Source organism: Shewanella sp. 10N.286.54.B9 (assembly GCF_041468565.1).
Classification (GTDB): Bacteria; Pseudomonadota; Gammaproteobacteria; order Enterobacterales; family Shewanellaceae; genus Shewanella.
This window is the reverse complement of sequence record NZ_JBFRIY010000068.1, coordinates 25,686-26,439: the sequence shown is the minus strand read 5'-3', so window position 1 is coordinate 26,439 and position 754 is coordinate 25,686. Positions and strand designations below refer to the sequence as shown.

Here is a 754-nt window from a genome sequence, read left to right as displayed (position 1 = left end):
AGATCAACAGCCCCTAGTTAATAAAGTTAGTTTTATAGTTGAATAGACTTGGATAACTGCATTTTTAGTGATTAAATGGCATGTCCTATAAGGATTAGTTGTGACTATCTTTACTCAAGTAGGTTAATGCTAACCCAAACAGTATTCTTTTATGTATGGAGTAAAGTAATGGATGACAAAGGTACGCCTGAAAAAAATAAAGGGCTATCTATAAGCTGCAATAGCTGCCAACGAATGACAGTTATTGAGGGGGAATATGTCTGTTTTAGAGAAGGCAAGATCACCAGTTTACAACAGATGAAAACACCCTCTCCTCAAGATTTACTCTGCGAAAGCTGGAAAATCGGTAAGCTAAACTATTAAGCGGTTAGCATTCCAGCATAGTCACGAGCCGAAAATTTCGGTTCGTGTAGTAAGTCTTTAAGTGGATCTACAGGGCTGGCTTTCGCTAAGCTTAATCCCCTAGTCGTAACGCGCATGCCAGCTGACAATTCAAAATAGACCACTTCTAGTTCATCTTTTTCTAACCCACGCTTTTTAAGCGTAGCCATAATGGCTAGCCAGTCAGTATTTACCTTGCTGTCTTGCCCTTCGATATGTACAAGTAGAGGTATATTCTTCATTATTGACCTTCTCAGCATAATCATGATTGTTAATGTAAGTTGATTATAAGCACACGAGTCTGAACCTAGGCTGAATTGTATACAACCCTTGCTTAAAATCTCAAAGAGTTACACTAATACCAATTCCATTA

Annotated in this window: 2 protein-coding genes; one reads left to right on the top strand and one right to left on the bottom strand. The window is 38.2% G+C overall.

What is annotated here, in order from left to right; translation table 11 throughout:
* The first annotated feature begins 168 nt into the window (after positions 1 to 168).
* Positions 169 to 363 (top strand): hypothetical protein, encoded by a 195-nt coding sequence (locus tag AB4135_RS19865; protein WP_371995167.1) that lies wholly within the window; start codon positions 169 to 171, stop codon positions 361 to 363.
* On the opposite strand, the gene AB4135_RS19860 is transcribed toward AB4135_RS19865, so the two are convergent.
* Positions 360 to 623 carry a hypothetical protein gene (locus tag AB4135_RS19860; RefSeq protein ID WP_371995166.1) on the bottom strand — a complete coding sequence of 88 codons (264 nt, stop codon included), beginning with the start codon at positions 621 to 623 and terminating at the stop codon, positions 360 to 362. The two genes, AB4135_RS19865 and AB4135_RS19860, sit on opposite strands and share 4 nt — an antisense overlap.
* Between the last annotated feature and the right edge of the window lie 131 nt (positions 624 to 754).

What these genes read in the sequence shown, in the direction of transcription:
- AB4135_RS19865 (WP_371995167.1), top strand. Translation starts at nt 169, where the DNA reads ATGGATGACAAAGGTACGCCTGAAAAAAATAAAGGGCTATCTATAAGC.
- AB4135_RS19860 (WP_371995166.1), bottom strand. Translation starts at nt 623, where the DNA reads ATGAAGAATATACCTCTACTTGTACATATCGAAGGGCAAGACAGCAAG.